Genomic DNA, 24,590 nt, shown 5'->3' with positions numbered 1-24,590 from the left:
GAAAGACAATGCGGAAATGGCTTGTGACGGTGGCGGCGGCTTCATTGGCGGCGGCGGCTGTCTGCCCCTTGCCGACGGTGGCTGCCGAGTATCTCCTCGGACCTCAGGACAAGGTCAGGCTCAAGGTTTACGAATGGCGCGCATCACGCGACGTGATCTTCGAATGGACGGCTCTCAACGACAGTTTCGTTGTCGGTGCCGACGGCACGCTCTTCCTTCCGTTTGTCGGCCAGATACGGGCGCAGGGCACCGCCCCCGGGGATCTCGCCCGCGCGATCGGCGACCGCCTGATGCAGCACATGGGCCTCGGCCGCCAGCCTGATGTCGCCGTCGAGATTGTCCAGTACAGGCCGTTCTACATAGTCGGCTACGTCACGCAGCCTGGCGAGTTTCCCTTCAGGCCCGGACTGACGGTTTTGCAGGCGCTGGGAATCGCCGGCGGCCTGCGAACACGCGAGGAAGACATGTCGAGGCTCGAGCGTGAAGTCATCGCGGGCCAGGGCGACGTGGGTCTGTTGGCGCTGAGCAGCGTCGGTCTGCTCGCCCGCAAAGCGCGGCTGGAATCGGAACTGGCTGGCAGCGACGACATCGCTTTCCCTGTGCAACTGAAAGACAGGGCTTCGAACGAGACGGTCGCGGTGGCGATGGACCAGGAGCGCAAGATCTTCGCCGTCCGCAAGGAAGCGATGACGACGCAACTCCGTTCCCTCCGCGAACTCAGGGATTTCCTGGAAAAGGAACTGACCTCGCTCGGCCAGCAGCTGGCCTTCCATGATCAACAGATTGAACTTATCCAGAAGGAACTCGCGGGTGTTTCGGCCCTTGTCCAGAAGGGGCTGGCGGTTGCACCGCGGGAACTCTCTCTGCAGGGAACGGTCGCACAGATGCAGAGCGACAGGTTGGCTGCCGAGACCTCGGTCTTGCGAGTCAGGCAGGAGATAAGCAAGACCGACATCGAGATCCTCAACCTCGGCAACACCCAAGCCAGCGAAGTCGCCGCGTCCTTGCGCGAGACGCAGCTGCAGCTCAATGAAGTAACCAGCAAGGCCGACACCGCAGTGCAGTTGCTGCACGAAACCGAGGTCACGGCCCCTGCTCTGCTCGCCCTTAGAGAGCGCGCCCAAAGGGCCAAGCCGATCTTCAAGATCGTGAGGACGACGGACAGCGGCTCGGAGGAGCTCGCGGCCGAGGAAACGACGCCGATCGAGCCAGGCGATACCGTGAAGATCGAGATCCCGCCGCCGCAATCCGGCTTGGCTGCCCTACCTGCAGGCGGCAGCGTGCAGGCGGAGACGATCCCGGTTCAGGGCACCAACTGATCAAGCTTGTATTGATTCAGCGAGGGCGGCAGTTCGCTGTCCCCATTGGCATGGACTTCGGAGGCTGAAACCGGCCGGAAGCCGCCTGGGAGTACGAAGAACACAAGGGCGCAAGAAAACTGGGGGCGACGCTTAACCGGATCGTCTACGCAATACCCTGGCACTTGCCATGCACTTTGAGGCCGCATATCAGTGGGCACACGCTGACGAAACCTTCCCTGCCGTAGTGAGGCAATCAGTCCTGCGGGTATCACTGGAGATGTCGGTGCTCATGAGTGCAATGGCTGTATCGGCGGCAGGCGTTCTGATGGGACTACGGTTCAAGGCTCCCGCCCTGATCGCGGCGACTGCGCTGCTTGTGATCGGAAGCTTTGCCTGGAATGGCCTTGGGTTGCCAGGTCATGTGACCGTCACCAAATTCCTGATCCTGGCATTCGTGCTGGCTTGCGCCTATCTCATCGGCCTGTCCCTGTCCGCCCACTGGAGGCGGAAGGAAGGGTGACCGGGTCGGGACTTCAGGAAGCCCTGTCGAAGCGCATCACTGCGAAAACCGTCCTGAACAAGATCACGATGTCGAGCCAAACAGACCAGTTCCGCACATACTGGCTGTCCAGCGCCACGCGGTTGGCGTAGTCCATATTGCTTCTTCCGCTCACCTGCCAGAGACCGGTGAGTCCCGGCCTCGTCCGAAGGTATTCGCCCAGGTGGTCGCCGTAGCGTTTGAGTTCGTCCTTCACGATGGGCCTTGGACCGACGCAGCTCATGTCGCCGCGGATGATGTTGAAGAGCTGGGGGAGTTCGTCGAGGCTCGACTTGCGGAGCATCCACCCAAGGAGGGTGACGCGCGGGTCGTTCCTGATCTTGTGGGTCTCCTCCCACTCCTTGCAGACATCAGGGTTGGCATCGAGATATGCTTTCAGAACTTCTTCCGAATTGGCAACCATCGAGCGAAACTTGTAGCAATCGAACGGCTTTCCGCCGAACCCGATACGGCGGTGCGAGAACACTGCCGGGCCTCCTGCGGTCATCCTGATCAGCAGGGCAACGACGATCATCACTGGCGCTGCCATGATAAGGGCCGTGCCCGCTATGACCAGGTCCATGATCCGCTTCAGGAGACCTCCGATAGGAGGGTTCGTCGTTCCCGCCCTGATGGTGGGCGACAGGTCTGTCAACACTGCCCCGGCACTGTTGTGGTCGGGTGCAGGAAGAACGTGCATGACTGCCGTTCGGCTGTCAGCCGCCACGGATAGAGGTGGCTGAACCCAGATCGGGGTTCCCTGATGCGACTCGAAGGCGTTTGTTGTCATGGGACGGTTGCTGTTTGAATTGTTCTAGTCAGTCTTCCAAGGTCGGGGCTTGTCGGCAAGAAAGGCAAAGGAGGTAGCGTGACGCTCCGGGGCTATCCCCCTAATCCCAAGGAATGATCCCCCTTCACGCTTTTGCGACTTCCGAAGGAGGAATATCTCGCCACTAGTTTCATGCTCTGCGGTGCTCGGACTTCATCGCGCGGGCCTTCGTCAGGAGCACGCCCAGGATGGTTGTCCTGCTGGCCTGCAGCGTCCTGACGAATTCCCGCAGCGTTTGGACATGTGTCTTGCCCCACTCGGCAACGACGACGACGCCATCCAGGACGGATCCGACAATCAGTTCGTCAGCTCCCGAGGCAAGCGTCGGCAGGTCCAGGATGACGATGTCGTAGGCGGCAAGTTCGTAGCCGGCAAGGTCGCGAGCGGTCAGATCCGAGAGGAACGCCTCCATGTTGCCTGGTGCCAGCAGGTGCCCGGCGTCCACCACCGAACTTGGAAGCAAGTCGAAGGGCCGCCCAGGAGCGCGGACGATGTTGAGCCGGACAGGGTCCTGGACCGGTTTATCGAGGGCGCTCGATGGGCCGAGCAGCCGGTGGGTCATGATCGGTCGCCTGACGTCGGCGTCAATTACCAACGTCTTCAGGCCAGACATCGAATAAAGCGTGGCAAGATTGCTGGCGACCGAACTCTTCGAACTGTCGTTGGATGCAGCCGTCAACCCAAGCAACTTGATCGGGCGGCTGGTTTCGGCAAGGCTGATTTCGGTTCGCGCTTTTCTGAGACTGTGGCTGTATCGGGAGTGCGGATATTTTGCCACTTCGTCGAGGTGGCCGGATTCGCTTCTCCAACTGATGGGCGGCAGTTCGCCGATACATTCGACATCCAGGTTGTCCCGGATGTGTCGTGGCGACCTTATGGTCCAGTCGAACGTATGCCTCGCAAACGAAAGTCCGATGCCGAGAATGAGCCCGGCGACCGCCGCGAAGGCTAGCATCAACTTCGGCCTTGGAGTGCTCGGATAGAGCGGCGCCGTCGCAGCTGTGATCACCCTTGCGTCGGCGACCGGGTATGACTGCTGGCTTACCGAGTTGGTGTAGGCTTGCAGGAAGCTCTCGTACATCTTCTGGTAGGTTTCAGCAGTCACCTCAAGTTCTTCGAGCGTCGGCACCGCGTTCGCCCCACCTTCCTCGTTGGCTTCATTGCCGACGCTGTAATCGTGCCGTGACCGGAACTCTTGCGCCTTCGCCATGGCCCCGTTCATCTGGGTGCGCAGCTGTTTGAGGCGCATCTCGAGCCACGCGCCGCCTTCCCTTGCCGCGTCGGCCTTGGTTTCGATCTGTTCACGCACGAAGGCATCGGCCGTGGCGTTCGCAACCCTGGCTGCACCTTCGGGATCGAGAGAGGTGAAGGATATGTCTATCGCGTAGGAAACGCCGACTCTGCGGACGTCGAGGCCGTTGCGGAAAATCAGCATGCTGCGCCGGGACTTTTGGTAATCGGTCAGCTTCGCAGGTGTTTCAGGCACGTCGAGGCCGAAATGCTCTCCAAGCGACGTGAACCAGGCGTCTTTCCTGAGCCCGAAAGCGTCGAGCAGGATTGCTCCTATCCTCTTGAATCTTTCTAGAAAAATCGGAGTCTGCGGACGGTTGAACTGGGGATCGTTGACGAGTTTCAACTGGTCGAGGACCATATTGGCGATCTTTTCCGACTGCATCACTGCTATCTGGCTTTCCACCTGGGCGGTATCCAATGACAAATCTACTTCGCCACCCTCCTGCAGGTGTTGTGGCAATTTCGGTTCGATCAGAATCTGTGCGCTGGCGATGTAAGTTGGGTCGGTGGTCGAATTGTAGAACCCGGCCACCAGAAGAGCCGCAGCAAGGCAGGCGATGATGGTTCCAACGTAGTGCCGCAGAAATTCGGTTATGTCGGAGAGGCTAATAAACTCCTGACCGGCGGAAGCCTGCTGGTCCGTTGTCGGGGGCCATTGATTGGGGAACATGCGGTTCATTCAACTCTCCTGCAGGCGTGCCGGGAAATCCTGCGCGCACGCCGTCCCCATGCAGGCGGTCCATGGCATTCGGCCGATGTTTTCATTGAAAGCCGAGGCCCCGCGATCCCAGACTGCCGCGAAAGATTACGCCTGCGCCCCGGAAGGTAAACGCCGCCAATTGGCGTATGGACCCTACGCCCTATGGGAAGGGAGAACGCGCGGCAGCCCTGCTCTCGTCCTGTCGACAAATGACATCTGCTGTTCCAGCAACGCCTGCCGTCCGCGGTTGAGTGCCAGGTTCCGCGCGAGGACATCGATCCGCGCGGATATGCGTTCGGGGCTCTCGCCATTTTCCATCGCCTCCAAAGCGAACGCGGCGCAGTCCGTCATCCTTTCTACGGACGGACGCAGTGCCGCGGATTCCCTTTCGATTTCCACTTGAATGACCTCGAGAAGGCGAGCCAGGCGACCGAACCGCCTTTCGTCGACATCCTCGCGGAACGGGAACCTGAATGCGGTCAGCGGCATCTTGCAGCCCACCCTTTTTCGTCAGCGCCCGAGCAGGACGCACCTTCCAGAATACAAGACCCCCGTGCTTGGACGAGACATCCTTTCGGCCATCGGCGGGCATGCTCCTATTGGATGAGGGCGCGCAAACCAGGGCGTTAGGGCTACTCGAATTCATGAAGGGGACTGCGTCCGACAGCATGCTACGACTGTTCCCTGTAACTGCAGAGCGGAAACAGTGACCGTGACCATAGTCGGCCAAGCCAGGCCAAACACATTTGCCTTCGAAACCAGTGCTCTGATCAAAGCCACTGGCTTCCGGGAATACGATGCGCGCTGGTGGTTCGGGCAGCCAGGCTCGGACAAAGAACCCGAACTCAATCTAATGGGCGTGCAGGCGATCGGCATGGGGCTCGGCACCTTGATCCGCCGAATGGGTGTCGGGCCGGACATCGTTACCGGCCATGATTTCCGCAGCTATTCCATGGCGATCAAGATGGCGCTGGTCTCCGGCTTGATGGCGGCTGGCGCACGCGTCAAGGACATCGGCCTGGCACTTTCTCCCACGGCCTATTTCGCCCAGTTCGCGCTCGACGCTCCGTCGGTGGCCATGGTTACGGCCTCCCACAACGAGAATGGCTGGACCGGAGTGAAGATGGGAGCGCAACGGCCTCTGACATTCGGGCCCGAGGAGATGACCGCTTTGAAGGCGCTCGTGCTGGACGGCGATTTCGATCTCATAGGCGGGGGAAGCTATGAATTCGTGCCCGGATTTCGCGAGAGATACATCGAAGACCTGACAGCCGGAAGGAACCTCGGCCGAAAGCTGAAGGTGGTGGCGGCGTGCGGCAACGGCACAGCGGGCGCTTTTGCACCGCAGGCGCTGGAAGGCATCGGCTGCGAAGTCATCCCACTGGACGTAGAGCTGAACCACACGTTTCCGCGCTACAATCCCAATCCCGAAGACATGCAGATGCTGCACGCGATCCGGGACAAGGTTCTGGAGACGGGTGCCGATGTCGGGCTCGGCTTCGACGGCGACGGCGACCGCTGTGGCGTGGTCGACAACGAGGGCAATGAGATTTTCGCAGACAAGGTCGGCGTCATGCTGGCGCGAGACATCTCCGGACTGCATCCGAAATCCGTCTTCGTCGTGGACGTCAAATCGACGGGGCTTTTCATGACAGATCCCGTTCTCGTGCGAAACGGTGCAAGGACTGATTACTGGAAGACCGGGCACTCCTACATCAAGAGGCGCGTTGCCGAACTCAACGCCATCGCTGGCTTCGAGAAGTCGGGACATTTCTTCTTCAACCCGCCGATCGGACGCGGCTACGACGACGGGCTCCTCACCGCGATCGCCGTTTGCGAGATGCTCGACCGCAACCCAGGCAAGACACTCGCAGACCTTTACCGTGATCTGCCGTTGACCTTCGGTACCCCGACGATGTCGCCCCACTGCCCGGACGAGGTGAAATACGGCGTGGTCGCGAAAGTTGTCGGGGAATTCACGAAAATGAAGGGGGACGGGATCGAGTTCGCTGGCCAGCCGCTGGCCAATCTCGTCACGGTGAATGGGGTGCGTGTCGTTGCCGAAGACGGCACATGGGGTCTGGTCAGGGCTTCGTCTAACAAACCGGAAATCGTCGTGGTGGTGGAAAGCCCCGTCTCGCCGGAGCGACGTCGCGAGATGTTCGAGGCTCTCGATGCCGTGCTGCGCCACAATCCAGAGGTCGGAGCCTACAACCAGACATTCTGAGAGGAATTGGCTGAGAGGAATTGGACCATGCCGGATCGGATCGTAAGTTTTGTCATGAGTGGGGGCGTCGGCTCACGGCTGTGGCCGCTCTCGCGCGAAGACAATCCCAAGCAATTCCATGACCTCTCGGGTGATGGCTCCATGCTTGCCAAGACTGTTCGGCGCCTCAAGGCGCGGCCGGACGGCGAGACGCCGGTTTACCTGATAGCCTCCGAACGGCATGCCGACCGCCTCATCTCGGACATAGTTCCGCTCGGCCTGAACGGCGGCAGACCCATCTTCGAGCCGGTCGGCCGCAATACCGCCGCCGCGGTCGCCATAGCCACCCTGCAAACGATCTCCGAACATGGCGCCGACGCGCTTGTGCTCGTGGTCCCCTCAGACCATCAGATAACGACCGAAACGCAATTCTGGGAAACCGTCGAGGCGGGCGTACCTGCCGCCGACTCAGGAAGTATCATCGTATTCGGCATCAAGCCGACGCATCCCGAAACCGGATATGGCTACATCGAGGCCACGGCAAATGACGACGGAGTAGCCTCAGTTTCGCGCTTTGTCGAAAAGCCAGACGCCAAGACGGCCTGCCAATACCTGTCTTCAGGAAGATTCTACTGGAACGCCGGCATTTTCCTGTTTCGTGCCGACACCATGCGGAAGGCTTTTCTCGACTTCCAGCCAGACATCTGGGACGCGGCGGAACGGGCCTATAAGGCCGCGCGGGCCGACGTCTCGGGCCTATACCTGCCACAGGGCTTCTACTCGGCTGTCCCCTCGACGTCGATCGACTACGCGGTCATGGAGCATGCGCGCGACATCGCGATGGTCACCGCTTCCTTCCGCTGGAACGACCTTGGATCGTGGCAATCGCTGCTGGAAGCCAGCCCGACGGACTGCGACGGCAACGTCGTAATGGGTGACATCGTCGCCATGGATTGCAACAACTCCTACTTCAGAAGCCAGGGCAGACTGCTGACCGTCGTCGGGATGAAGGATGTGGCGATAGTGGCGACGCCGGACGCGGTATTCGTCGCCCCCGTCAGCCACAGCCAGAACGTGAAAAAAGTCGTCGAACAGCTCGAGAAGAGCGGACGCCTCGAAACGAAATTCACCGCCTCGGAAGACCGGGTCGTCATCAGTGGCTCATGGCGCAAGCGCGTCGAACACTGGCTCTTCGAAGAAACCCTGCCGCTGTGGTCCACTGCAGGTGTCGACGATGTATATGGCGGCTTCCACGAGGCTCTCGGCTTCGATGCAAGGCCGTTGGGCAAACCCAAGCGCATGCGCACGATGGCTCGCCAGATTTACGCTTTCGCCGTCGCCAAGGAACGCGGCTGGGCTGGACCGGCCGACAAACTCATCGACCACGGGATCGACTTCATCGCGAAATACGGCCGCACCGACCGTGGCGGCTGGGTGCGCACTCTTAATCCCAACGGCAGCGTGGCGGACCCGACCGAGGACGCATACGACCATTCCTGCGTACTCCTGGCGCTGGCTCATGCTCATCGATGCGGCCATCAGGATGCCCTGCGGCTTGCACAACAGACATTTCATTTCGTCGACACCCATCTTGAGGACGACAGTCTGAGCGGGTTCCTCGAGAGCCCTGGCTGGAACGGGGTGCGGTCTTCGAACCCACACATGCACATGCTGGAATCCTTTCTTGCCTGGCACAGCGTCACCGGCGACCGCGCATATCTGCGTCGGGCGGCGCGCGTCATCGATCTCTTCCGGTGCCATTTCTTCGACCAGGAAAGCTGGACGCTCGGGGAACATTTCGACGTCGATTGGCTGCCGTTGCCGGGAGACAAAGGACAGTGGACCGAACCAGGGCATCATTTCGAATGGGCTTCGCTGCTAGTCGACTTCGCGCGGGCGAGCGGGCAAAAGGACCTGGTCGCCTACGCAAGGAAGCTCTATTCGTCGGCTGTCGCCAGCGGATTGAACCGGGCCACAGGTTTGGCTTACGCTGCCGTATCGCGGCAGGGAATGCCTCTCGACCGGCTCTCCCGCAGCTGGCCGCAATGCGAAGCCGTCAAGGCAGCCGTCGCCCTGGACGGCATTGGCGGGCCTGATCTGAAACCCGAGATCGAAGCTCGTGTCGCCCGCCTGTTCAGATGGCATATCGACCCCGCACCGCTTGGCTTGTGGGTCGACAGGATTGACGAGCGCGGAAGGTCACAGGCGACGGAGGTCCCCGCGAGCATCTTCTACCACCTGGTGACGGCGTTGATGCAGTATCTGGACAAGACTGGAGGACAGGTCGAACCTTTCCCGCTTCCAGCGTTGGATGTGAGCAAGACAGGTTTGAAGCAGGTACGGAGTCGCCGCTAATGCGCCGATCTTGGGATACGATGGTCGTGCTGCCGTGGGCCGCAAAAAGTGGGCTCCTGGCACCTTATGGCCGCCAGGTGGCGGCCTTGGCGTGCGCGCCGGCAGCGGTCGCTTTCGTGCTGGCGGTCGCCATGGGGCCGAGGTGGTAGGGAGTAGTAGCTACGGCGAATTCGGTATCCCATACCTCTGTGTCGCGGCTGCAAAGCGGGATAGTATGCTCGTAGGATATGCCCAAAGAGAAGCATTGAACGACATCTTCCGATCTTGGAACTGCGGTTAACTCGTCGGGGCGTTGTAATTTTGAGCCTATGAATCTTCTTCCGAACGGTTGAGACGCAACGATGGCAAAAAAAAAAGCGCGTACCAAGCCCAGCGGTGACCTTCTAAAACTGCTTGCTACCAGGCCGAGAGCGGTGGCGCTTGCTGCGCTGCACGTGAGTGAATCCGTGCTGCTGGAACTCGAAGCATCCGAGCTTTTGTCAGCAGCAGAGATCAGAGGATTGCTCAGGGACGCGTCGACGACGTTACGAAATGCCGCCGATCAAGTGGACAATCGCAGCTGTCTCATTGCCAGCGAAATAGTCGAGTCCATGCGGGAAAATTTCAAGAGAAACAAAACTTAGCCGTGCCGCCCTGTGCCGATTTCGAATCGTGGCGTCGGCGAGCCGGTGGAACCTGTACATTTTCAACGAAAAGTGCCGTCGCTACACCAATCGATAGTGGCCACTGAACGGATACTCATCACATCAAATTTGATGTATGTTCTATCCGAGGGAGGTATTTTGGGGTAGATATCGGGCGGGGTTGTAGATGACGTACGCTTCACATCCATTTTTGCGCGGAAATGAAAATCGTCCATCGTATGTCGGACTTAACGACGACGATACGGCGCTTATCAAGACGCTGGGATTCACGCCAAAGCGCTATCTGGCGGAGACGGTCATCGTCAATCAGGGCGAGGACAGCGATCGCGTGTTCATAGTCGAGTCGGGCTGGGGGTGCATTTCTCATGAACTCGCGGGCGGGCAGCGACAAATTCTGGATTTTGCACTGAGAGGCGATATCGTCCTGCCTCAGTCGTACTCGGGCAGCGCTCTTGAAACGTTTGTGGCTCAAACCGAACTTACGGTGTTGGTGGCTTCGACCAAGACGTTTACCCTTGCTGCAATGCAGTCGCCCCATCTCTTCTCCCTTGTTCTCGAAACCCTCGTGCACAACGGAGCGGTCATTGCTCAACATCTCACCAATGTAGGACGACGCAGCGCCCTGGCGCGGACAGCGCATCTCTTCCTCGAACTGAGGGCGCGCCTGGAACGAATTGGCTCGGTTACCCGCAACAGCTATGAATGCCCTCTCACCCAGTACGATCTCGCGGACGCTCTCGGCCTCACTCCGATTCATGTCAATCGAATGCTGCGGGAACTGCGCGAGCGCAAGCTTCTAGAATTCCGCCAAGGCCATGTTCACGTGCTCGATCAACCGGCCTTGACGAAATTTTCTGGATTCGAGCACGAGTATATCGAAAGCTAAGGCCTATCGGAGTCCGACGCCAAGGCCCCGAAGTTCTCCGGCTTCGCGGCATGGCTGGCAGTACAGCACCGTGATCAGATCCCAATGCATGCAGCCGTAGTCTTCGCCCAGGCGGCAACGAGCGCCTGAATCTCGAGATCGGCATGCCGGCGGCACGTCATGCAGTCGACTGAACGGCCCCATCAGATCTGCAGCTTTTTGCCGAGCAACCTCAAGCGAGCGGCGCCGGCTATCTTCCTGCTGAAACGTCAAACGTGCGCCCTTGCGGGGGCGAGGCTTGCACGTGCTGGCATCGGCGCGCATTCTGTCGATTTGCAGGAGCGTGTCAGCGGTGCCCTATACAGTGATCTGGTACGGGAAACAGGGGATCGTTGAAAAGACGCCCTTCGATGCCGAGAAAGCCGCAAGAGATCATGCGCTGGCGACGTTTCCTGGTCGAAAGCAGCATGAAGGCATCGTCGCAGTGGAAGTTCGCAAAGACGACGGGACGGTTGTATTCAGCCAAGCAGGGGGCAACTAGCGCTTACTTGGGGTGATCTTCTGGATCCTGACTTTGGTCATCGATCTCCTTGGCGAGCGCTTGCGCCTTTCCTTTTCCCTGGTCGTCAGCGCGGTGAGGCAGAGCGGTTTCTCGAACATGCTCACGATGCAGGTCGTTATCGTTTGTCGGTCGTCGCCAGACCTTTGCGCTCGTTCATTCCATGCTTCACTTTACATTAGCAGAGGCGCATAAATTCTCCAGCCGGCGGCATGTCCTCACAAGCATCCCATCGGTCAGGCCCGGCGTCCTAGCCCATCCCAACAAGGGGTGCCGGGCCGCTCCAACCAAATCGCTCACTGATCGAAAGCCCGCCGCCCCATTTGCGAAGCGACGGGTTCTTACCCCACCCCACACGTTTCAATGCAATTGCGGTGCCAAGCCTATTGACCCATTGCGGGCCACTTCTGGGCTAGGGGCTTCGTCGGCGCCTGTTTTCGACCGGTCGCTGTCCTGCAATGGGTACGTTCCAATACGGAATGATTCGCCAACTGACTGTGGAAGTGGGCACTCCAGACATCAGATGCCGCCAACCTCGACCTTGGAGCCGTCCAACAGCCGCGACAGACGATATGGACCAGGATCGACGACGGGTGTGTCGTTGGCGATTAGGTCGGCCGCCAACCGCCCCGATGCTGGTCCGATCCCGAATCCATGACCGCTGAACCCCGCCGCCAAAAAGAACCCCTTCAGCGCGGCGACTGGAGAGATGACGGGCACAGCATCTGGCGTGCAGTCGACATAGGCGCCCCAGCTTTCGGCCATCTCGACATTGGCAAGGCCGGGATAGAGGGCTCTGGCTCTGGCCAGAATCCTCGAGATCGTGCGCGGGTTGGGTGCCGGATCGAGGACGCGAATGCGCTCGAAAGGTGAGACCTCGTCGAGCCGCCAGCTAGCGAGCGCCTCTGGCCCGGTAAGGAACGAGCGCCCGATGCCGATCTCGATGGACTTCAGGCGCTGCTTGAACATCGGCAGAAATGAGCGCGCGTAGCGCAGGCCTTGCGGTGTGATCTCGAGGGTTGCCTTCCCACTGATCGCGACGGTGTAGCCGCCATCGAGATGCCGGGTGAGAGCGCAATCCGGGGTATAGATCGCTTCCGGCAGCTGCGGCCCCGGTTTCGTTCGCAGAATGCTCTGACGCACGCTTGCCTGCGGGAAAGCAATGCCTTGCTGGCGGCAAAATGTGGAAGCCCAGGCGCCACCGGCGCAGAGCACCGCACCGGCCTTGATCAGGCCTCGCTCCGTGACCACCCCCGTCACCTGACCGTTGCTGACATCGAGCCCGCGGGCTGCGCATTGCTGGATGATTTTCGCACCATGGCTGCGGGCAGCCTCCGCCAGAGTGGGCGCGGCGAGCGCCGGTTCGGCCTTGCCGTCGTCGATCGAGTGCACGCCGCCCAGCCAGTTTCGACCGGTTCCCGCCGTCGCGGCGGTTGCCTCGGTAGCACTCAGCATCCGTGTATTGACGTCGAATCTGCGGGCGGTCTCGCGCCACCGCTCCCAGTCCGCCAGTTGCCGCGGGTCGTTGGTCACATAGGTCAGCCCGCACCGTCGGAAACCGAGATCGCGGCCGGTCTCCTGCTGCAGCTGGTTCCAGAGTTGCAGGGCATAGCCGGCCAGAGGCAGCTCACGTTCATCGCGATTCTGCTGGCGACACCAGCCCCAGTTCCGCGACGACTGCTCGGCACCGATATAGCCCTTCTCCACCAGCACAACCGAGATCCCGCGCTTGGCCAGAAAATAGGCGGCCGCCGAACCGACGATGCCGCCGCCGATCACGACGACGTCCATGGCGGCAGGCAAGACCTCATCACACGAAATGCGCAGGACTGTTGGAGACATGTGCGGTAGCCGTTACTCGTCTGTGTGATTGGCAGCCCGTCGGTCGGATCGTGTCTGCACGCGTCAGTTTCCCGACGCCCTGTGATCCTTCGCCGCCATCCGCTCCAGACGACGAACCAGGAGCGAAAGCGGGTAGGTCATGATCAGGTACATGGCGCCGACGGTGAGATAGAGCTCCATCGGCATGTAGTACTCGCTCGTCAGGTCATGGGCCCGCAGCATCAGCTCGGGCGCCGAGATCAGGGAGGCGACCGACGTGTCTTTCAGCAGCGATATGGCGGAGTTGCCCATTGGCGGAAGAATGATCCGCCAGGACTGGGGCAGGATGATGTAGCGCATCGTCTCCCCGCGGGTCATGCCGATGGCCTGCGCGGCTTCGTGCTGCCCGCGGTGGATGGCCTCTATTCCCGCGCGGTAGGTCTCGGCCATGTAAGCGGCATAGTGAAGGCCGAGGGCTATCACCGCGGCTTCGAAAGCCGGAAGCACGATCCCGACGAGCGCCAGGCTGAAATAGATCAGAAAGATCTGTGTCAGGGTCGGCGTTGCGCGAACGAACTCGATGTAGACCAAGGCCGGGATCGAGACGATCCGCCGCTCAGATCGTCTGGCGAGCGCCAGGAACAAACCCGCGACAGCACCGAGAATGTAGGCTGCCGCTGCCATCTTCAAGGTGTAACCGGCGGCCACGAGGAGCTGAGGCATCCACTCAGTTGCGAGGGTTTCGGCTTCGACCAGGGTCATTGTGCGTGCGCCCGTGCCATGCGGCGCTCGAGTAGCCGCGTTGCCAATGACAGCGGCAGGCTCATGCAGAGATAAAGTGCCGCCACCAGCAGGTAGATCTCGGTGGCAAAGAATGTCTCGGATACCAGCCTGCCGGCGTTGAACATCATCTCGGGCGCGGCCACCGCCGAGGCCAGCGAGGTATCCTTGAGAAGACCGATCGCGAAATTGGCGAGTGGTGGCAGGACGACGCGGATCGATTGCGGGAGGATGATGTAGCGGAATGCCACCATCCGGGTCATGCCGATGGACAGCGCCGCCTCGGATTGTCCTTTGTGGATTGATTGGATGCCGGCGCGGAATACTTCCGAAAGGTAAGCGCCGCCATTTATGCTGAAGCCGGTGATCGCCGCGGAGATGGGGTCGAGCCGGATCCCGATGGTCGCAAGGCCGAAGAAGATGATGAAGAGCACTGTGAGCAGAGGCAGACCGCGGAATATCTCGACGTAAATATGGGCGATGGTGCGCAGCAGCAACGACTGCGACGTCGAGAATGCGCCGAACAGGATGCCCAAGACAACCGACCCGACGAACCCGCCGACCGTCACGATGACAGTTATGACCGCCCCGCTCAGCAGCGCATCCAAGAAATGGGGCAGATGCGTGATCCAGGCCGGCCAGTCCGCCGCCGTCATTGATATGCCTGCCGGCCTAGCACTGCGCGCAGAAAAGTCTGGGTCCGCAGATGCGAGGGCGTTCGGAAAATCTCCCCCGGCGATCCCTGCTCAACCACCGCACCGTGGTCCATGAAGATCACGCGGTCCGAGATCTCTTCGGAAAACTTCATCTCGTGGGTGACGATGATCATGGTCATGCCTTCCGAAGCAAGCTGCTTCATGACGCTCAACACTTCACCGACGAGTTCCGGGTCGAGCGCCGAAGTGGCCTCGTCGAAAAGCATGACCTTGGGGCGCATCGCCAGTGCGCGGGCTATCGCGACGCGCTGCTGCTGGCCGCCAGACAGCATTTCCGGGTAGGCGTCCCGCTTGTTCGCGAGCCCAACCTTTTCCAGCAGCGCAAGGGCTGCTGCCTCCGCCTCCGTTGCCGGCATCCTGAGGACTTTCATCGGCCCGATCGTGATGTTCTGCAGCGCGGTCAGATGCGGGAACAGATTGAAGCGCTGAAACACCATCCCCATGCCCGCTCGGAGACGAGCAAGCTCACGGTCTTCCATGTCGATATAGCGGTCGCCGACGAGCTTCTCGCCAATGAGCTGGCCGTCCACGTAGACATGGCCCCCACTCGGCTTCTCAATTCTGTTGATACAGCGAAGCAGCGTCGTTTTGCCGGAACCGCTCGGCCCGATGATCGAGACCTTTTCGCCGCGGCGCACGTCAAGATCGATCCCCTTCAGGACATCGAGGCTGCTATAGCTCTTGCGAAGGCCTCGGATCCGGACGATCGGTTGATCCGCCGCAGCCCCGTCCGTTGCGGCATTGTTGGTTTCTATCGACTGGACTGGGTCGTGCATCAGCGCAAATTCCGTCTTCGGCCGCACTGGCGCATATCGGGTTTCTGCGCCGTCCGTTGCCTATCGATGTGGATACGCCGGCGGGCTCACCTGGCCCTCCGGCGCCGGCAACCGAGCTCACGCAAACAGTGAAGTGAAGTCTTTCGGCGTATGCGCCGCTGGTCCGAGGATATTGCCGCCGCCATCCCGGTCCACCCCAACGCGGGGATTTTTAGCCGGCGCCACGAGGTAGTCCGGGCTCGTCATGCCGTTCTTGGCAAGGATATCGGCATTGGTCTTTGACGACCAGAGCCACTTGATGCCGGCGTTGAAAGCATCTAGCAGGTCCGGGTTTTCCAGACTCATTCCCATCACGGCGATGCCCTTGTCGGTCAGGAGCGGATAACCTTCGGTCGACCGGAGCGGGACCTGCTTCAGCTTGAGGTCGGGATTTTTCAGCACCATGTAATCGACCTCGGGACCGTCGAGGAACGCGAAGTCAAGCCGACCCGCCTGCACGTCGCGGATCGCCGCGTCGTCGGTGTCATAGAGCTTCACTTCCTTGGCGTCGGGGATTTTCTTGAGATCGGGGACGAAATTGTAACCGACACTGGTGCCCAGGCTGTAGCCCTTGAAGTCCTCGATGCCGATCGAGTCCTTGAAAGGCATATCCTGCCGCATGGTTGCGAGGTTACCGGCATAATAGATTGCGTCGGTCAGCAGCATGGCGTCCGCCCGCTTCGGCGTCCATGACATATTGCCGACCATGACGTCGGCCCGGCCGCTCCGGATCGCCTCGATTGTGGCGGACCACTGCATGATCGCCGGCTTCACGCCGAGGCCAAGCTTGTTGGCGATGGCGGCGATCATCTGGGCGTCGCTACCCATGATCTTCCCGTCCTCATAGCCCGTCATCGGCATGGCACCGCTCATGGCGATGGTAATGACGCCGTCTTCGACCGTCTTGAACTTGGAGGCAGCCGCCAGGGCGGCCCGGCCGAGCAGAGGCGCGGCCATCATGCCCACTCCCACGATGGCGGTCCGCTGAAGCAGACAGCGCCGAGATAGTTGTGTCCCGATCTTGTGCATTCTAACCCTCTTGTTCATTAAATTATTGTTGTATTCATTTTATTGCACAAAATGAAGAAGCACGCAACGGCTCGATTCGCAGAGGCGCCTCGGAAGGAGCACGCCTTTTTCAGAGATGCGCATCCATGATGCTCATGATCCACACCACACGAGCGGGTTCGCCGTACGGGTTCACGATCTTGTGGGGAATGTCGGCGGGGAACTGAAAGCTGTCGCCTTCTTCCAGGTCGCCGGACCTGTCGCCGACCTGCAGACGAGCGCGCCCCGAGAGCATATAGCCACCCTTTTGGCCCTGGCTCTGGAGGACATCCTCGCTCTCGCTGCCCGGTGGCAGCGTTACGATCATGAAGCGCAAATTCTGATCATTGCGCGGTGACAGTAACTCCTTGACCAGCTTGGTTTGTCCCACAATCAGCGTCTGGCGCTGAGATTTGCGGCAAATGAAGTCCGGAATTTCCCGTTCGGCACTGCTCGCCGCAGGGAGATCGGACGACTGCAGGAATTCCCACAAGTTCATGCCAAGCGCCGCGCGCAGGCTCTGCAGCGTGCGGATTGACGGATTGGATCGGCCCCGCTCGATCTGACTGATTATGCCTGATGACAAACCGGCCCGCTCGGCAAGTTCCGCAATCGTGAGGTTGCTTGCAATCCTGAGGCTGCGAACCCGCTCGCCCAGAGAGACGGCATTGGTCGAGACAGCCTCGGCTATGGTCGCGGATTGGTCGGTCATGGCCCTGCTCTGCTTTGCGCCCCGGCTATTGGCCTTCATTGATTGAACCCTTTTTCGGCGATTCGCAGCCAGCGTCACCCCAGCCAATTCGACAGATCTCGGTTGAGTGTTGCGGACGAAAACAAGCCGCTCCAAACGACCCATCGCAGGCCGCCTCGGCTAGTAAGTTGACGCAATTTTCACTTTAATGAATACCCCATAGCATGCTGCCCGACAAGCGGAACCGGTTGGGCCACCACAGTGGAGCCTGGACAACCAGCAGCAGGGCCGGCCTCAACCCGAGGCGAACTCGGAGAGTTCGTCGGCGGCTTCCTGAATACCCTGTGCAGCCGCTCGCTCCAGCCAAAGGCGACCCGCTACCGGGTTCTGTTCCCCGGCAAGGCCATTGGAGAGATAGCGCCCGAGCATGAGTTGGGCATGGCCATGTCCCCGCTCGGCGGCGGCGGTGAACCATTTCTGCGCTGCCGCCGGGTCGAGCGACAGACCCTGGCCGCTCCCGAACTGCGCGCCGATCGCAAACATAGCCCCGGCGTGGCCGGCCGCGGCTGCCCGTTTGAACAACTGCGCGGCAGCCACGGGCAAGCATGCGCCGCCGCGCCCGTTGAGGAGCATTTCGGCAAGCGCCACTTGCGCGTCGACCATGCCAGCGTCGGCCGCCCGCTCAAACCAGAAACGGGCCTGCTTCTGGTCGGCAGCCACGCCGCGCCCATCCTGAAGCATTCGCGCGTACGCATATTGCGCCTCGACCACGCCTTCGGCCGCGCGCCTCACCCATTGCGCCGCCTGCTCCTCGTCCTTTCGCACGCCGACACCCTGGGCAAAACAGAGCCCGAGGTTGAACGCTGCAATCAGATCGCCCGATGAGGCCGTCGCCTCGAACCATCCGGCAATGCTGGTACGGTCGTCCGGCTCGCCTGCTCCTCCGAGGACCAGATTGGCAAAGTCGACCTGCGCTTCCTGATTTCCGCCATTTGCGGCAGTGCGCAGCCAGCGCGCTCCCTCTTCGACGTCCTGGGCGACACCATTTCCCGAGAGATAGAGCGATGCCAAGGCACGGGCGGAGGCCTGATGGCCTGCATCGGCCGCCCGCCGATACCACGTTGCGGCCTCCGCATAGTCCGGCTGCGAACTCTTCACATGCCGATCGCCGAGACGATAGGCTGCCTCGATATTTCCTGCCAATGCGGCGCGCCGCATCCACGCCTCGCCGGCTGCGATATCTTGATCTGCAAGGCCACCATCGATGAGCCCCAATCCCAACCGGAACTGGGCCGAGGGAAGGCCTTTCTCCGCGGCAAGCTGATACAGTCGCGCGGCTGCCGCCCGATCAACCGGCACGCCGCGCCCATGCTCGGTCAGGACCCCAAGGAGGTAGATTGCGGTCGGCAGGCCGGCGTCGGCAGCGCGTCGAATCTCAGTGGCAACCTTGACCGTCTGCGCAGGTTGCCTGCGCTGGGCGAGGGAAAGAGCAAGGCCCAGGCATCCCTCAGGGCAGCCGGCCGCCGCAGACTTCTCATACCAACCATGCGCCGCATCGAGGTCGCGCAGCGCTTCGGGGCCTCTGCTAAGGATATAGGCGAGGATTGCCTGCCCGGTCGCGGAGCCGGCTTCGGCTGCTTTTTTCGCCAGACCGAGCGCTGCCGCGAATTCCGGTTCCCGCGAGGAATCCCGTTCGAACAAGCTTTCCGATCCGATGCGATTGCCGTCGGGCTCCTGCGCCACCAGTCCAGCCACGTAAAGCGCGGCGAGAAGCGACTGGGCCTCGGGGTTGCCATGATCGGCCGCTCGCCGCAGCCAACGCGCGCCTTCCGACCGGCTTGGCGGCACACCCAAACCCTCGAGATAGCAACGAGCCACCCGGTATTCGGCCTCGGCGATCCCGGCGCGTGCCGCAATTGCCATGAGCGGAAAGGCTTCTGAAGGCTTGCCACTGTCAGAAAGCTGGTTCGCCCGGCGCAATGCCAGCGCTGGAGAGGCAAGGGCGGTCAGCCGGTCAAGGATTGCCATCGATGCGAGAACTCATACCTCCGTTTGTCGCGCACGGTTGCCCAAGCCTATGGCTCCCTCATCGCTTCCTGGCCTACCGGGAGCATGGCGCCGAGAATGTACTTGAGCACGGTGCGGCGGCCGACCTTGACGTCAGCGGTCACCGGCATGCCAGGGCTGATCGTGAAACTGGCGGGCACGCCATGGAGGGCGATTTCATCGATGGAAATCTGCGTGCGATAGAACAGGTCAGCGTCCGGGGGCAGCATGGCCAACGAGCTGTTCGGGTCGCGCGCTTGTTCCCGCGCCGAGAAGGAATCCGGGCTGACCGCGCGCACAGTCCCATGAGCGATGCCATACTGCGAATATGGAAAGGTGTCGAACTTGATGGCCACCGGATCGCCGACGTGGACGAACCCACTGCTCCGACCGACAATGTTCGTCTCGATCTCAAGCACCGCGTCGTCCGGCACCAGTGTGATCAATCGGTCGCCGGACTGCAGTATCGAGCCGACGGAGACCTTCGCTACCGACTGAACGATGGCGTCTGCCTCGCTTTTCAGCTCGACCAACTGTTTACGCAGCTTCGCCTTGTTGAGAAGCTCACGGGCGTCGGACATACGCGAGCCCGCCTCCGACAGGCCCTGCGAGACTTCCGCGCGCCAGCTCTGGATGTAGCCATCGCGGTCGGCGGCCACCGTCGCCTGCTGCCGCTTGGCGGCTTCCGATGTCTGCTCGGCGTTGCCGAGCGCTCGGGACATTTCCGCCGAGTTGTCCTCGGCCAGGAGCGTGTTCAGGCGGCTCCCCACCTGTCTTGCTTCCAGTTGCTTGCGCATCTGTTCAATCGAGCCCGCGACGGCCAGCCGCTGGCGGTAGCCGTCGGCATCGGACTGGGAACGCGAGATCACCGAACTGAGTTCGTCGCTCTGCCGGTCAAAACTCGCCAGCTTGGCGTCGTAGACGGCTTTGCGGCGATCGAAGATCGACGCCTGCAGGGTCCAACTCGGGTCCAGGCCATCATAGTTGAAGGGTCTGCCGTCGGCCTCTGCTTTCAACCGCGCCACTTCGGCTTCAAGCGTCGAAACCTGGGTCGCCAGCGCAGTGAGGTCAGCCGAGGCGAAAGTCGCATCGAGGCGAGCAAGCGTCTGACCGGCTCGCACGCGCTGTCCTTCGCGCACCTCGATCGAGCGGACGATCGCTGTCTCGAGCGGCTGCACCACGATGTTTGGCGTTTGCGAGACCACGAGCCCTCTTGTGGTGACGACCTGATCAACCGGTATTAGCCCTGCAAGTGTTATCAGGGCGACGACCATGCTCGTGATGATCCAGACGATGCCGCGCGCCATCCGCGGAACGGGCGCATTGGCGATAGCCGTCGACGGCCACTGGAATTCCAGGATGACGGGCATCGTCGGATCGCTCGGTTCTGTCCGGCGCCGTCGGGCGGGAAGGCTGGAATGGGTGATAATGGTCATGGGCGCCCCGAAGCCGATGCTCAAACAAGTCGCGGCGGCACAGCCGCCAGACGACCGTGACGGCTGTCGAGATGCCGGTTCTGCTGCAACCAAAGCTGGCGGTAAAGCGCGCATCGTTCGAGCAGGGTTACATGCGGCGCGACATCAAGGACCTTGCCCTGATCCATGACCAGGATCTGGTCGCACTCGGTGAGCGAGGAAAGCCGGTGCGAAACAATGATCATCGTGCGCCCCTTGGCGATGCGCATGAGATTGGCGCTGACCACCGCCTCGCTCTCCGGGTCAAGCGCGCTGGTCGCCTCGTCGAGGATCATGACCGTTGGATCGTGGATGAGCGCGCGCGCGATCGCCAGCCGTTGCTTTTGGCCCCCCGACAGGTTGGGCGATCCTTCCTCAATATAGGTGTCATAACCGTTCGGCATGCGTTCGATGAATTCTTCGGCGCCGGCAAGGTGAGCGGCTCGCATGGCGTCGGACAGAGTCAAGCCGGGGCGCCCGGCGATGATGTTGTCACGAATCGACCCGCGGAAAAGGAAATTGTCCTGGAGGACCACGCCGAGCCCCTGGCGAAGGTGACGCAGGTTGATTTCCTTGAGGTCGACGCCGTCCAATTTGAGAAAACCGCTGTAATCGCGATTGATCCCCTGCAGCAGCCGCGCAATTGTCGATTTTCCTGATCCGCTGCGCCCGACGATACCGAACATCGTCCCTGCCGGAATGTCGAAGCTGACCCGGTCAAGCGCAGGCGTCTTGGTGCCGATGTAGGTGAAGGTCAGGTCACGGAAACTGATCTCGCCGACGAGCTTCGGCCTCAGGCCGGTGGAATTCGAACTGCTTTCCAGCGGTCGGTTGAGGACGGATCCTGCTTCGCTGATTGCCGCGCCGACCTCTTCGAAGTCCTCGACCAGTCGCGCAAGGCCGACGAGAGGTTGCGCGACGCGTTGGGCGATCATCATGAATGCGAACAGGCTGCCGACCATGTAGCCGGACGTGTCGCTCATCGCGAGATAAGCTCCGATCAGCATCGTGCCGAGGACCATCGCACGCTCGATCGGCGTGACAAGCGTCTGCGGCCAGTTGGCGAGCTGCCCGAAGGCAAGGCGCGCCCTGCCCGCATCCGCCACCCGCTCGTCCCAAAGCGCCTTGCGTTGCGGTTCGAGACCGAGCGCCTTCACCGTCTTGATACCGACGACGGTTTCGCCGAGCGCCGCCGCCTTCCAGGTCTCCGCGTCGACCACCTGCTGGTACCTGCGGCGCAGTGGCGCGAGATAGGCGAAGATGATCAACATGATCAGGCCGGCACAGGCAAGCACCATCCAGCCGAGCGTCGCGTTGATGTAGAACATTACCGGGATCAGCACGCAGAGCGTGATCAGATCCAGGAACGTGGAGAGGAGTTTTCCGGTCAGGAACTCGCGGATGCGATAGATCTGTGCGAGGTGGTACATCGTCTCGCCGGCCGGATGACGCTCGAAATAGTCGAGCGGCAGACGCAGGAGCCTGCTGAAGACATGCAAGTTCAGTTTGGTGTCCAACCGGGCGCCGACGACGTTGATGATCAGCCGTCGGGCGTGACCGAGCAGCGTCTCGTAAACGAACAAGACGGCAATTATGGCTGACAACAGCACGAGGGTCGAAACGCTGTTGAACTGCAGCACCTTGTTGACCAGCGTCATGACGATAAGAGGCGGCAGAACGGTAAGGATGCTGAGAGTGAACGAGGCGATGCCGATGTCACGCATGGAACGGCTTTCGAACCGTACCAGGTCGATCAACCAGCGGAGGGTGAAAGGCGCATCGGCCGCGATGTAGGATCGCGCCGGACGCAACAGCACCGCCTCACCCGCCCACACCTGCGACAACCTCAACTCGTCGATGGCGATGGGCTCGGCGTCGTCGGGCGCGTCCGCGCTTTTGAGGAAGACGACATTCCGCTCCGGGCTGGCCCCGGTGAGGAGACCTGCGCCACCGTCATTGAACAGCAGGACGACCGGCCCCGTGTGCTCGAAGCGCAGGAGATGCGACCAGCGGATGCGAAGAGCGCGCGACCACATGCCGCCGTTCTGGGCCCATTGCGAGAGATCAGCCGCGTTTGGAATTGGGCTGGCGCTCGCCACCCTGAACTCGTTCGGGTCGAGTTCGACGCCATGATAGCGCGCCACCCGTAGCATCGCCTTGAGGCGCGGCGCGATCCGGTCGAACTCGGCGGGTCCGCCGGGAATCCTCCCCGCCTCGCTCTCGCCGCCAACCTTGCCAGTCGCGTCCACGTCTGCGCGGATCGGGATTGGCCCGGCTTCAGCGTTCAGAGGTACGTTCACCATGCACTTGCCCTCCGGCCCACAAGCAAGGGTTCAAGTATTCGCCGCGCAAGCCGTCCCAGCCGGGACTTCCGGCAAAACCCACTATATTCCGAACAGGCCGGCCGTACGAGCCCTTTGCCCGCCTGGAAATAGTGAACGCGCGGGCCTTGCGTTCCCGCAAGGTCCGCGCGTTCTTTATTCAACCTGCACTCAGTCATTCGGCTTCAGAATATCCTTCATTGCCTTCTTCAGCGTGTCGTCGGTGCTGGCGTATCCGGCACCTTGCTTGCCCTTGTCCGAAGTCAAGTCGGACGTTGCGCCGGATGTCTTGTGCTGGTTCTGACCAAAGCCCTTGATCGTGGTGAGAACGTTCAAGAGATCGGTCGTCACCGAACCTCCAGCCAGGCCGACGAGCTGCTGGAACGAGGCATGGCCGTGAGTGTCGCTACTGGTCGGGCCGGATTGCAGGAACTGCTTGGAGTCCTTGAGTCCGAGCGTATTGGCCGTGACGTTGGCTTTGTGACCAGGGCCGTTTTCGGCATTGTTATTGTTCCCGGAACCACCAGGTGCATCCTGATCTCCATTGCCAAAGCCGTTGTTGCCATGGTCGCGGTCACCGGTCCCACTGTCCGAGCCGGTAGCTCCTGTCGCACCTGTCGAGCCCGTTGCGCCTGTCGAGCCGGTTGCTCCGGTCGAGCCAGTTGCCCCGGTTGAGCCGGTTGCTCCCGTATCGCCAGTTGCACCTGTGGCCCCGGTATCGCCGGTCGCTCCGGTATCGCCAGTTGCCCCGGTTGAGCCGGTTGCTCCCGTATCGCCAGTTGCACCTGTGGCCCCGGTATCGCCGGTCGCTCCGGTATCGCCGGTCGAGCCGGTTGCTCCGGTTGCTCCCGTATCGCCAGTTGCACCTGTGGCTCCGGTATCGCCAGTCGCACCGGTATCGCCGGTCGCTCCGGTCGAGCCAGTCGCTCCGGTGGCACCAGTATCGCCGGTCGCACCAGTCTGGCCGGTTGCTCCGGTCGAACCGGTTGCTCCCGTATCGCCAGTTGCACCTGTGGCTCCGGTCGAGCCTGTCGCACCGGTCGCTCCGGTCTGGCCGGTCGCACCAGTCTCGCCAGTCTGGCCGGTTGCCCCGGTCTGGCCGGTTGCTCCGGTCTCGCCAGTTGCTCCGGTCGAGCCAGTTGCTCCGGTATCGCCAGTCGCACCAGTCTCGCCGGTTGCTCCGGTCTGGCCGGTCGCTCCGGTCTGGCCGGTTGCCCCGGTCTGGCCGGTTGCTCCGGTCGACCCAGTTGCTCCGGTCTGGCCGGTCGCACCAGTCTCGCCAGTCGCACCAGTCGCACCAGTCTGGCCAGTTGCTCCGGTCGAGCCGGTCGCACCAGTCTGGCCTGTCGCTCCGGTCTGGCCTGTCGCTCCGGTCTGGCCGGTTGCTCCGGTCTGGCCGGTCGCACCAGTCTGGCCTGTCGCTCCGGTCTGGCCGGTYGCWCCAGTCTSGCCTGTCGCTCCGGTCTGGCCGGTCGCACCAGTCTGGCCTGTCGCTCCGGTCTGTCCGGTTGCTCCGGTCTCACCTGTCGCTCCTGTCTCTCCTGTCGCTCCGGTCGAGCCGGTCGCACCAGTCTGGCCTGTTCGAGCCGGTCGCACCAGTCTGGCCTGT

20 protein-coding genes are annotated in these 24,590 nt (G+C 61.5%); 7 read left to right on the top strand and 13 right to left on the bottom strand.

What is annotated here, in order from left to right; genetic code table 11:
• Positions 1-8: 8 nt before the first annotated feature.
• Both AC1D10_RS15400 and AC1D10_RS15395 read left to right on the top strand, forming a co-directional pair.
• Positions 9-1,319, top strand: coding sequence for a polysaccharide biosynthesis/export family protein (locus AC1D10_RS15400; RefSeq protein WP_477273161.1), 1,311 nt, complete (start codon positions 9-11; stop codon positions 1,317-1,319).
• 265 nt (positions 1,320-1,584) lie between these two features.
• The gene (locus tag AC1D10_RS15395) at positions 1,585-1,821 is read left to right on the top strand and encodes a hypothetical protein (RefSeq protein ID WP_477273159.1); all 237 of its coding nucleotides are present in this window, start codon (positions 1,585-1,587) and stop codon (positions 1,819-1,821) included.
• Positions 1,822-1,834: 13 nt separating this feature from the next.
• Here the strand turns inward: AC1D10_RS15395 and AC1D10_RS15390 are convergent, their stop codons facing one another.
• The 3 genes from AC1D10_RS15390 to AC1D10_RS15380 form a co-directional block, all read right to left on the bottom strand.
• On the bottom strand, positions 1,835-2,629 hold the full coding sequence (locus tag AC1D10_RS15390) for a sugar transferase (RefSeq protein ID WP_477273157.1): 795 nt from the start codon (positions 2,627-2,629) through the stop codon (positions 1,835-1,837).
• Between the two features lie 169 nt (positions 2,630-2,798).
• Positions 2,799-4,640, bottom strand: a complete 1,842-nt coding sequence (locus AC1D10_RS15385; RefSeq protein ID WP_477273155.1) for a GumC family protein — start codon at positions 4,638-4,640, stop codon at positions 2,799-2,801.
• 174 nt (positions 4,641-4,814) lie between these two features.
• Positions 4,815-5,150 (bottom strand): hypothetical protein, encoded by a 336-nt coding sequence (locus AC1D10_RS15380; protein ID WP_379092779.1) that lies wholly within the window; start codon positions 5,148-5,150, stop codon positions 4,815-4,817.
• Positions 5,151-5,367: 217 nt separating this feature from the next.
• On the opposite strand from AC1D10_RS15380, the gene AC1D10_RS15375 reads away from it, so the two are divergent.
• The 5 genes from AC1D10_RS15375 to AC1D10_RS15355 all read left to right on the top strand — a co-directional run bounded on the left by AC1D10_RS15375 (position 5,368) and on the right by AC1D10_RS15355 (position 11,272).
• Positions 5,368-6,888, top strand: coding sequence for a phosphomannomutase/phosphoglucomutase (locus AC1D10_RS15375; RefSeq protein ID WP_477273152.1), 1,521 nt, complete (start codon positions 5,368-5,370; stop codon positions 6,886-6,888).
• Between the two features lie 27 nt (positions 6,889-6,915).
• Positions 6,916-9,222: a mannose-1-phosphate guanylyltransferase/mannose-6-phosphate isomerase gene (locus AC1D10_RS15370; RefSeq protein ID WP_477273150.1), complete on the top strand. Its 2,307-nt coding sequence runs from the start codon at positions 6,916-6,918 to the stop codon at positions 9,220-9,222.
• Positions 9,223-9,563: 341 nt separating this feature from the next.
• Positions 9,564-9,845: a hypothetical protein gene (locus AC1D10_RS15365; RefSeq protein WP_477273148.1), complete on the top strand. Its 282-nt coding sequence runs from the start codon at positions 9,564-9,566 to the stop codon at positions 9,843-9,845.
• Between the two features lie 187 nt (positions 9,846-10,032).
• Positions 10,033-10,752, top strand: a complete 720-nt coding sequence (locus AC1D10_RS15360) for a Crp/Fnr family transcriptional regulator (RefSeq protein ID WP_379092791.1) — start codon at positions 10,033-10,035, stop codon at positions 10,750-10,752.
• Between the two features lie 277 nt (positions 10,753-11,029).
• On the top strand, positions 11,030-11,272 hold the full coding sequence (locus AC1D10_RS15355) for a hypothetical protein (RefSeq protein ID WP_477273146.1): 243 nt from the start codon (positions 11,030-11,032) through the stop codon (positions 11,270-11,272).
• 537 nt (positions 11,273-11,809) lie between these two features.
• On the opposite strand, the gene AC1D10_RS15350 is transcribed toward AC1D10_RS15355, so the two are convergent.
• The 10 genes from AC1D10_RS15350 to AC1D10_RS15305 form a co-directional block, all read right to left on the bottom strand.
• Entirely contained in the window at positions 11,810-13,132 is a 1,323-nt protein-coding gene (locus AC1D10_RS15350; RefSeq protein WP_477273144.1) for an NAD(P)/FAD-dependent oxidoreductase, read from the bottom strand.
• Positions 13,133-13,195: 63 nt separating this feature from the next.
• Positions 13,196-13,873, bottom strand: coding sequence for an amino acid ABC transporter permease (locus tag AC1D10_RS15345; protein ID WP_477273142.1), 678 nt, complete (start codon positions 13,871-13,873; stop codon positions 13,196-13,198).
• Entirely contained in the window at positions 13,870-14,547 is a 678-nt protein-coding gene (locus AC1D10_RS15340; protein ID WP_477273140.1) for an amino acid ABC transporter permease, read from the bottom strand. Before AC1D10_RS15340 ends, AC1D10_RS15345 begins: the two co-directional genes overlap by 4 nt.
• Entirely contained in the window at positions 14,544-15,383 is an 840-nt protein-coding gene (locus AC1D10_RS15335) for an amino acid ABC transporter ATP-binding protein (protein ID WP_477273138.1), read from the bottom strand. Before AC1D10_RS15335 ends, AC1D10_RS15340 begins: the two co-directional genes overlap by 4 nt.
• 117 nt (positions 15,384-15,500) lie before the next feature.
• Positions 15,501-16,382: a substrate-binding periplasmic protein gene (locus AC1D10_RS15330; RefSeq protein ID WP_477273136.1), complete on the bottom strand. Its 882-nt coding sequence runs from the start codon at positions 16,380-16,382 to the stop codon at positions 15,501-15,503.
• Between the two features lie 178 nt (positions 16,383-16,560).
• Positions 16,561-17,181 (bottom strand): cupin domain-containing protein, encoded by a 621-nt coding sequence (locus tag AC1D10_RS15325; protein ID WP_477273134.1) that lies wholly within the window; start codon positions 17,179-17,181, stop codon positions 16,561-16,563.
• Between the two features lie 273 nt (positions 17,182-17,454).
• Complete coding sequence (locus AC1D10_RS15320) at positions 17,455-19,188, bottom strand: tetratricopeptide repeat protein (protein ID WP_477273132.1); 1,734 nt, start codon at positions 19,186-19,188, stop codon at positions 17,455-17,457.
• 47 nt (positions 19,189-19,235) lie between these two features.
• On the bottom strand, positions 19,236-20,642 hold the full coding sequence (locus tag AC1D10_RS15315) for an HlyD family type I secretion periplasmic adaptor subunit (RefSeq protein ID WP_477273130.1): 1,407 nt from the start codon (positions 20,640-20,642) through the stop codon (positions 19,236-19,238).
• Positions 20,643-20,662: 20 nt separating this feature from the next.
• Positions 20,663-22,963: a peptidase domain-containing ABC transporter gene (locus AC1D10_RS15310; RefSeq protein WP_477273128.1), complete on the bottom strand. Its 2,301-nt coding sequence runs from the start codon at positions 22,961-22,963 to the stop codon at positions 20,663-20,665.
• Between the two features lie 189 nt (positions 22,964-23,152).
• Positions 23,153-24,590: beta strand repeat-containing protein (locus AC1D10_RS15305; RefSeq protein ID WP_477273126.1), on the bottom strand; the 1,438-nt coding region annotated here is incomplete at its 5' end.

This window comes from Mesorhizobium sp. P2_A8, assembly GCF_056404935.1.
Note: the sequence above shows the minus strand (reverse complement) of the source record. Positions and strands in the feature narration are given on the sequence as shown.